This window comes from Candidatus Coatesbacteria bacterium (genome assembly GCA_014728225.1).
In the GTDB taxonomy this organism is placed as follows: Bacteria; RBG-13-66-14; RBG-13-66-14; order RBG-13-66-14; family RBG-13-66-14; genus WJLX01.
The window spans coordinates 26364-33086 of record WJLX01000160.1; the positions used below are offsets into that span (position 1 = coordinate 26364).

Annotated in this window: 8 protein-coding genes; 7 read left to right on the forward strand and 1 reads right to left on the reverse strand. The window is 68.2% G+C overall.

Annotation, left to right across the window (positions count from 1 at the left end; translation table 11 throughout):
* Positions 1-100: 100 nt before the first annotated feature.
* Entirely contained in the window at positions 101-841 is a 741-nt protein-coding gene (locus GF399_11655) for a hypothetical protein (protein ID MBD3400967.1), read from the reverse strand.
* A gap of 400 nt (positions 842-1241) precedes the next feature.
* Here GF399_11655 and GF399_11660 point away from each other — a divergent pair, with 400 nt between their 5' ends.
* The 7 genes from GF399_11660 to GF399_11690 all read left to right on the forward strand — a co-directional run bounded on the left by GF399_11660 (position 1242) and on the right by GF399_11690 (position 6609).
* Positions 1242-1793 carry a hypothetical protein gene (locus GF399_11660; protein MBD3400968.1) on the forward strand — a complete coding sequence of 184 codons (552 nt, stop codon included), beginning with the start codon at positions 1242-1244 and terminating at the stop codon, positions 1791-1793.
* Positions 1790-2344, forward strand: coding sequence for a hypothetical protein (locus GF399_11665; GenBank protein ID MBD3400969.1), 555 nt, complete (start codon positions 1790-1792; stop codon positions 2342-2344). The genes GF399_11660 and GF399_11665 overlap by 4 nt, the downstream gene beginning before the upstream one ends.
* Positions 2345-2629: 285 nt before the next feature.
* On the forward strand, positions 2630-2947 hold the full coding sequence (locus GF399_11670) for a hypothetical protein (GenBank protein MBD3400970.1): 318 nt from the start codon (positions 2630-2632) through the stop codon (positions 2945-2947).
* 3 nt (positions 2948-2950) lie between these two features.
* On the forward strand, positions 2951-3895 hold the full coding sequence (locus GF399_11675) for a glycosyltransferase (protein ID MBD3400971.1): 945 nt from the start codon (positions 2951-2953) through the stop codon (positions 3893-3895).
* An 11-nt stretch (positions 3896-3906) separates the two neighbouring features.
* Positions 3907-5094: a glycosyltransferase gene (locus GF399_11680; GenBank protein ID MBD3400972.1), complete on the forward strand. Its 1188-nt coding sequence runs from the start codon at positions 3907-3909 to the stop codon at positions 5092-5094.
* Entirely contained in the window at positions 5087-5860 is a 774-nt protein-coding gene (locus GF399_11685; protein MBD3400973.1) for a methyltransferase domain-containing protein, read from the forward strand. Before GF399_11680 ends, GF399_11685 begins: the two co-directional genes overlap by 8 nt.
* The gene (locus GF399_11690; GenBank protein ID MBD3400974.1) at positions 5857-6609 is read left to right on the forward strand and encodes a methyltransferase domain-containing protein; all 753 of its coding nucleotides are present in this window, start codon (positions 5857-5859) and stop codon (positions 6607-6609) included. Before GF399_11685 ends, GF399_11690 begins: the two co-directional genes overlap by 4 nt.
* Positions 6610-6723: the final 114 nt, after the last annotated feature.

Below are 6723 nucleotides of genomic sequence, written 5' to 3' on the forward strand. Positions count from 1 at the left end.
GCCGACAGCCGGCGGCGAAGAGTGAACCAATAGCAAACGAGGGGCCGCTCGGCCCCTCGTTTCTCTAACCCTAAGAACGGGATCGTTAGTGGTCGACAGGCTAGTCCAGCGCCTTGATCATCCCCCAACTGGTGGGCGTAACGGCGGTCTGCCAATCATCCACGTCGACGCGGGCGCCCTGGATGACCGTCTTGTTGAAGAAATCCTGCACCACGACGTAGCCCACCAGATCATCGAGCTTCCAGGCGGAATCGACGTCGAAATACTGGCGGTGGTAGTGGACGCCGGTGTTGCCGGGGACCAGCCAGCCCGGATAATCGGGCTCGACGACGCGCATGCTGTAGTCGTACTGGCGGCCGCTGGCGCTGAGGTTGCTTTCGCAGATGATGAAGTAGGCCCGGTAGATACTGTCCTCGACGGTATCGGTCCACTCGAAGCGGGCGTCCAGGTAGCCCTGGTCACCGGTGATATTGCCGTCGAGGGTGATCTCCATCGGGCTGGGAACGCCGATACGCGAGCTGACGTAACTCGAAGTCTGTCCGTAGGAGATGGAGGTGCCGTCGCAGAAGGTCGCCGGCACTCCGCTGACACCGTAGAAGTTCTTGCGCTGGTCGTTGTCCGTGGTGTTGTAGTGGTAGAGCGGATCGTAGCCCGGCCAGCTCATGTGCCAGATGATCAGACCCATGTCGTCGTGATAGGTGTCGTCGGCGGCCTCCCAGGCGGCGTTGGCCGGGGGACAGTAGCCGCATTGGGAGTTGGTGAAGCCCTCGAGAATGACGAAGCGCTGGCTGGCGAAAACGGCCAGAGGGAGCAACAATAACACAATAGCTATCTTACGCATCGAGTGTCCTTTCTGTTTGAGGATAATTCTCCATATGCGCATATCATTTATACCCTAAGCGGTCCGTCTTGTCAAGCGCCTCAGACGGCGGGGTCGGTGTCGATCGTTGCGCAACGACGATGACGCCGCAGTGTTCACGGGCCGGGAACGGCGGCTGCGGCTCAGCGGTCCGCCGGTCCCGAACGCTGCTCGTCTAGCCCACACCGCCCCCGCCACCACGATAACCCATTCGGCGGCGGAAGAAAAGGCCGTCGTCAAGCTGCGGCGGGCGGCGCGGCAACGGCTCCGCCGCCGACGGTCAGGCCGACGCTCGCCGCAGTTGTCGGCATCATCGCCGGTCTGTTAAGATATTTCCGGGCGCGAGTTCTTCGCACCCCTGCCAATCCAGGAGGTTCCGGCCATGAAGCACACCGTTCTGATCACGATGATCATGCTGAGCGTCTGTCTCGTCGGTTGCGGCGAGGAGGACGACTGGCAGGCGGTCTACGACGCCTACCAGGTCGAAATGGCCGAGGACAACGCGGCCGTGATACCCTTGATCGAGGGTTTCGCCGACGTCGTCAAGGCCCTGCGCACCAAAGACCCCGCCGTCATTCCCGATCTGGCCGACGATTTGATCATCGACGCCGGAGACTACCAGGAGCGGCGGCGCCGGCTGCTGGAGAGCAGCGAGGGTGCCGAATTCGACCTCGAGGCCCTGCGGTTGTTCGAGAAGGAAAAGCGGGCCGTGCTCCAGGGTTTCGCTGAACTCATCCAGGGCTACGTCATTTTCCTGGACAATTTCGACTACGATCCGGCCAACGAGGATGCCATTCCCGGCATGCACGAGCTCAAGCTCGATACCTATTGCGACAAGGTCATCGAAGAGGCCGAGCGCCTGGAGAAGCAGTATTCTCAGGCTCAGCGCCAGCTGAATTCGGTGCTGCTCGACGAAGGGATCGAGCTGCAATGAACAGGAGTCCCATCGCGCCGATCCTGCTGGGTTTGCTGGTGCTGCTGTTGCTCGGCTGCGCCGAGAGCGACTACCAGCAGCTGGCGCGCTATAAGCGCGAGTTGGAGCCTATCGAGGAGCGGATGCAGGAACTGCTGGATACCTTTCGCGGAGCCGCCCTGGCCCTCGGTGAAGGTTACGGTCCCCGGCTGCCCCTGGAGCCCGCCCGCGGCCGCGAATTACTCACCGAGGCCCGCGGTCTGTCCCGGCGGCTGACGGCGGTGGAGACGCCGCCGGCCGCCTCTGCGGTGGCCGAGGTCAAAGGCGCGGCGGCGGCGAGCCTCATCGCGGCCTGGGAGGACCTCGACGCTTTTCTCCACCGCTGGGCCGATCGGGTCCCCGGACCCGGAGCGGATACCGCCGCGGTGCGGTTGGAGGCCGACGAACTCAGCGCTTTCGTCGCCCAGCGGGAGGCCGTCGAGGCCGCCTTCACCATGGCGCGGCGTCGGCTCGAAGAAGGCGCTCTGGCCCTGGCCCGAGCCATCCTGGCCTCCCGGGGCGAGGATTCGTAAAACCCAGTTAAGCCGACTCAGGCAAACTCGGCGGCTGAACGTCCACCAGCACCGGCCGCCGGAGTGACTCCCCTGGACACGGGCCCGATTTTTTACATACGTCGATTAAGCGCCGCCGGAACCGGCACGGTTTTTGCACCGTCAGCGACGCTTGATCGTCCGGCAAGCGTCGCTTCCGCAAAAACCGTGCCGGTTCCGGCGGCAGCGGCGCGCAGGCGCCGGTATTCTCGCCGGCGGCCGTCCCGGGTCGCTGTCCGACTGCTTGGTTGATCGAAAGGGGTCAGTGTGCGCTATCGTCTCAACAAGGTGGGTCCCGGGGGGTATTTCCGCCTGGCTTTCTTCATCGGCTGGGTGGTTTGGGCCGTTCTGCTGCTGGTGGTTTTTGTTTTCTACCTTTTCGACACCGCCGTCCACGGTTATTCGCTGCACCAGTTCCTGGAGATGCTCCTGGGCACGATCATCGGTCCGCCGTTGTTGTCGCTGATCACGGCGGGTCTGGGCCTGGTCGTCGTCCGGATGTACAACCGGCTGGCCCGCAAGCGGCCGCTGGTGCTGGAGTTGGACCTGGTCGAGGAAGAGGCGGACGCTAGCGAAGGGGAGTAGCGGTTGCGGATCGTGCTCTACTACCATTCGGTGATGCCGGTCAGCAAGTACGGCGGCTCCCAGCGCGTGGTGATGTGGCTGGGCCGCGGCTTGGCCGAGCTGGGCCACCACGTCTACCTGATGAGCTTTCCGGGTTCCCGGGCCGATTTCGCCGAGTGTATCTGGGTCAGCAATCAGCGCGACCTGGTGCGCAAGCTGCCCGCCGACGCCGAAGTTGTCCACCTGCGTTCCAATCCCGAGCTCGAGTTCCCGCGCCCCGTGTTGGTAACCATCGGCGGTAACTACTCCGACGGCCGCCGCTTCCACCCCGACACCGTCTTCCTCTCCCGCTCCCACGCCCGCCGCCATTACGCCCGCCGCTTCGTCTACAACGGCCTGGACCCGACGGACTACGAGTTCCGCCCTGCTCCCGCGGGCTACCTGCTGTTTTTATCCAAGGTGCGCTGGAAGGTCAAGGGCGTCCACTGGGCCCTCGAGGTGGCCCGCCGCACCGGGTTGCCCCTGATCGTCGCCGGGGGTTGGCGGCCGACGCTGCGGCGCAACGTCCGCTTCGTGGGCATGGTGGGCGACGAGCGCAAGCGTGAGCTGTTGGCCGGCGCCCGGGCCCTGATCTTTCCCACCCTCTGGCCCGAGCCCTTCGGCAACGTCGTCACCGAGGCCCTGGCCGCCGGCACCCCGGTGATCACCACCAACAACGGCGCCATGCCCGAGCTGGTCACCGAAGAGGTCGGCTTCCGCTGCGATTCCGTCGAGGAGATGGTGGCCGCCGTCGGCCGCCTGGACGAGATCGCCCCCCGCGCCTGCCGCCGCCGCGTCGAGGAGCATTTCAACCACCGCCGCCTGGCCGCGGATTATCTGGAACTGTACCGGTTGCTGCTGGAACGGGGGACGATCCTCGAGCCGGGTGAGGAACCGCCCCGGGCCCCCGTCGACGGACTGCGCTGGTGATTGGTGAGCCGATGGAAACCGCCGTCTGGAGCCTCGTCGGACTGATCGTCTTCGTCTACCTGGGCTATCCCCTGCTGATCGCCCTCATCGGCCTGCTGCGCGACTACCGCCCGCCGACGCGCAGCGCCGACCCGCCCACCCTGGCCCTGTTGATCCCGGCCCACAACGAGGCCGCCGTCATCGCCGACAAGCTGGCTAACTGCCGGGAGCTGGACTACCCGGCGGAACGCATCGAGGTGATCGTCATCAGCGACGGCTCGACGGACGGCACCGACGAGATCGTCCGGCGCTGCGCCGCCCAGAGCGGGGACCGGCGGATCCGCCTGATCCGCCAGGAACCCCGGGAGGGCAAGGTCAACGCCCTCAAGCGGGGTATCGCCGAAACCACGGCCGGGATCATCTGCTTCTCCGACGCCAATTCCCGCTACGAGCCCCAGGCCCTGCGCCGCCTGGCCGCCGCCTTCGCCGACCCCGAGGTCGGCTGCGCCTGCGGGCGCCTGCGGCTGGCCGGGACCCGGGACTCGGGAACGGCCCACGGCGAAGGCCTCTACTGGCGCTACGAGGATTTCATCAAGTCCGCCGAGAGCCGCTCCGGTTCAATGTTGATGGGCGCCGGGACCATCTACGCCGCCCGCCGGGAGCTGATCCCCGACGTCCCCGCCCATCGGGCCGACGACTCCCTGGTACCCCTGGGGATCGCCCTGACCGGCCGCCGCGTGGTCTGGGTCCCCGACGCCGTGGCCGTCGAGCGTACCGCCGCGTCCGCCGATGAGGAGTTTCGCCGCAAGGTGCGGATGATCAGCCACGACTTCGGCGGCTACTTCTACCTCGGCGGTTGCTGGCGGCGCCCCTCGATCGGCTTCAAGCTGCTGTTCCACAAGCTGCTGCGCTGGCTGGTGCCCGTCTTCTACCTGGCCGCCCTCGGCCTGGCCCTGCCGACGGCTCTGGCCGGTAACCTCGCCATGAGCGTCGTCGCCGCGGTCCTCGGCGGTGGATTGCTCTGGGGTCTGGCCGCCTGGTGGGCGATGGCCCGTGGCCGGCGACCGCGAAGCCTGCCCGGACGGTTGCTCGCCCTGCCCGGCCATTTCGTCATGGTCAACACCGCTGCGCTGGCCGGCATCTGGCGCTCGCTGGCCGTCGGCAGTCCGGCCACCTGGCAGACCGCCGACAGCGCCCACGGGGAGCTCGGCGATGACTGAATTCTCGCCCACCCCCGACAGCCGGGCCGCCCGCAGCTTCTACGATCGCAGCGAGCCGCCCGAGGGCGGACGCACAGCCCTGGCTCACGGCCCCGGCCGCGGTTTGCGCTCGGCGGTTCTCGAGCCCGTACGCCGGCTGCGCGACGAGCTGCTGGGCGGGCTGGCCACGGTACGCCTGCTCGAGCTGGGCTGCGGTTACGGTGACGACCTGCTGCGCCTCGCCGAGCGCGGCGCCCGGGCCGTGGGCGTCGACTTCGCCTTCGAGCGGCTCCGGCGCGTACCTCAACGGGCACGGGGCGACTACGTCGTGGCCTGCGCCGACTGCCACCGGCTGCCCTTTCCCGCGGCGACCTTCGGGATCGTCTTCGGCGAGGCCGTCCTGGCCCACCTGGACCGGCGGCGTGCCCTGGCCGAGACCCGGCGCGTTCTCGTCGACGGCGGCCGCCTGCTGCTGATCGAGCCCCTGAATCGCCATCCCCTGCTGCGCCTCTACCGCCGTCTGGCCATGCGCCGTGGCGAGGTGGTAAGCTACCTAGACTGGAACGAGCTGGACGCCGATCACCTCGGCGGCGGCTACCATCTCCTACCCGTCGGGCTCTGCTCCGTCCTGCTGCTGCCTCCCGCCGCCCTGGGCCTCGACGGTCGCTTCTGGCACGGGCTGGCCCGCCTGCTCTCCCGTTTCGATGCCTGGCTGTTCCGCCGCAGCGCCTGGGCGCGACGCCACGCCTGGATCGCCCTGGCCCACTACCGCCGGAGCCCGCGATGAGCCGCCGCGCCGATCTCGACCGACGGCGACGCTTCTTCGCCCGGGCCCCCGGAGCCGCCCGCCTGGGCGGGCTGGCCCTCGGCGAAGCCGCCGGGCGCCCCCATGCCTTGACCGAACTGCGCCGCCGCTGGCGGAAGGCCCTCGAACCCCTGGACGGTCGCCGGGTGCTCGAACTCGGTTGCGCCGCCGGCGGTGAACTGGCCTACCTCACCGGACGCGGCGCCCGAAGCGTCGGCCTCGAACTGACCGCGGCCCGCCTCGAATCGACCTCCGCCGTCGCCCCCGCGGCCGTCCTCGTCGTCGGCGACGCCGAACGACTGCCCTTCGCCGCCGCGACCTTCGACCGCGTCGTCGGTAACTCCGTCCTCCTGCACCTCGACCGCCGTCGGGCCTTCGCCGAGCTGGAGCGCGTCCTGGCTCCCGGAGGACGGGCCGTCTTCCTCGAACCCCTCGACGCCCACCCCCTGCTGCGCCTCTACCGGAGCTTACTCGCCCGGCGCCGAGGATTGGTCGACTACCCGAGTCCGGCCGAGCTGGCCCGACCGTACCGGCTGGAATTGGTCGAGCTCTCCTGCTGGTACCTGACGGCGGCCCTGCCCGTGCTCGCCGCGCGGCCGCCCGGCCGCCTGCCCCGCCCCGGGTTGACAAAACTGCTGGGCCGTCTCGACGAGCGGCTGTTCCGCCGCGCCGGTTGGCGCCGCCGGGCCTGGCTGGCCCTGGCCGTCTACCGCAAACCCGGCGACCTTTGACAACCGCCGCCGCAACCAACCTCGGCGCCGGGTCTACACCCGGCCGGAACCGGCACGGTTTTTGCGGAGGCGAAACCGCCCCGCCGTTCGCAGCGTCGCCGAGATGCAAAAACC

Excerpts from the sequence above, each read along its gene's own strand:
- GF399_11655 (MBD3400967.1), bottom strand. The coding sequence starts at position 841 with ATGCGTAAGATAGCTATTGTGTTATTGTTGCTCCCTCTGGCCGTTTTC.
- GF399_11660 (MBD3400968.1), top strand. The coding sequence starts at position 1,242 with ATGAAGCACACCGTTCTGATCACGATGATCATGCTGAGCGTCTGTCTC.
- GF399_11665 (MBD3400969.1), top strand. The coding sequence starts at position 1,790 with ATGAACAGGAGTCCCATCGCGCCGATCCTGCTGGGTTTGCTGGTGCTG.
- GF399_11680 (MBD3400972.1), top strand. The coding sequence starts at position 3,907 with ATGGAAACCGCCGTCTGGAGCCTCGTCGGACTGATCGTCTTCGTCTAC.
- GF399_11685 (MBD3400973.1), top strand. The coding sequence starts at position 5,087 with ATGACTGAATTCTCGCCCACCCCCGACAGCCGGGCCGCCCGCAGCTTC.
- GF399_11690 (MBD3400974.1), top strand. The coding sequence starts at position 5,857 with ATGAGCCGCCGCGCCGATCTCGACCGACGGCGACGCTTCTTCGCCCGG.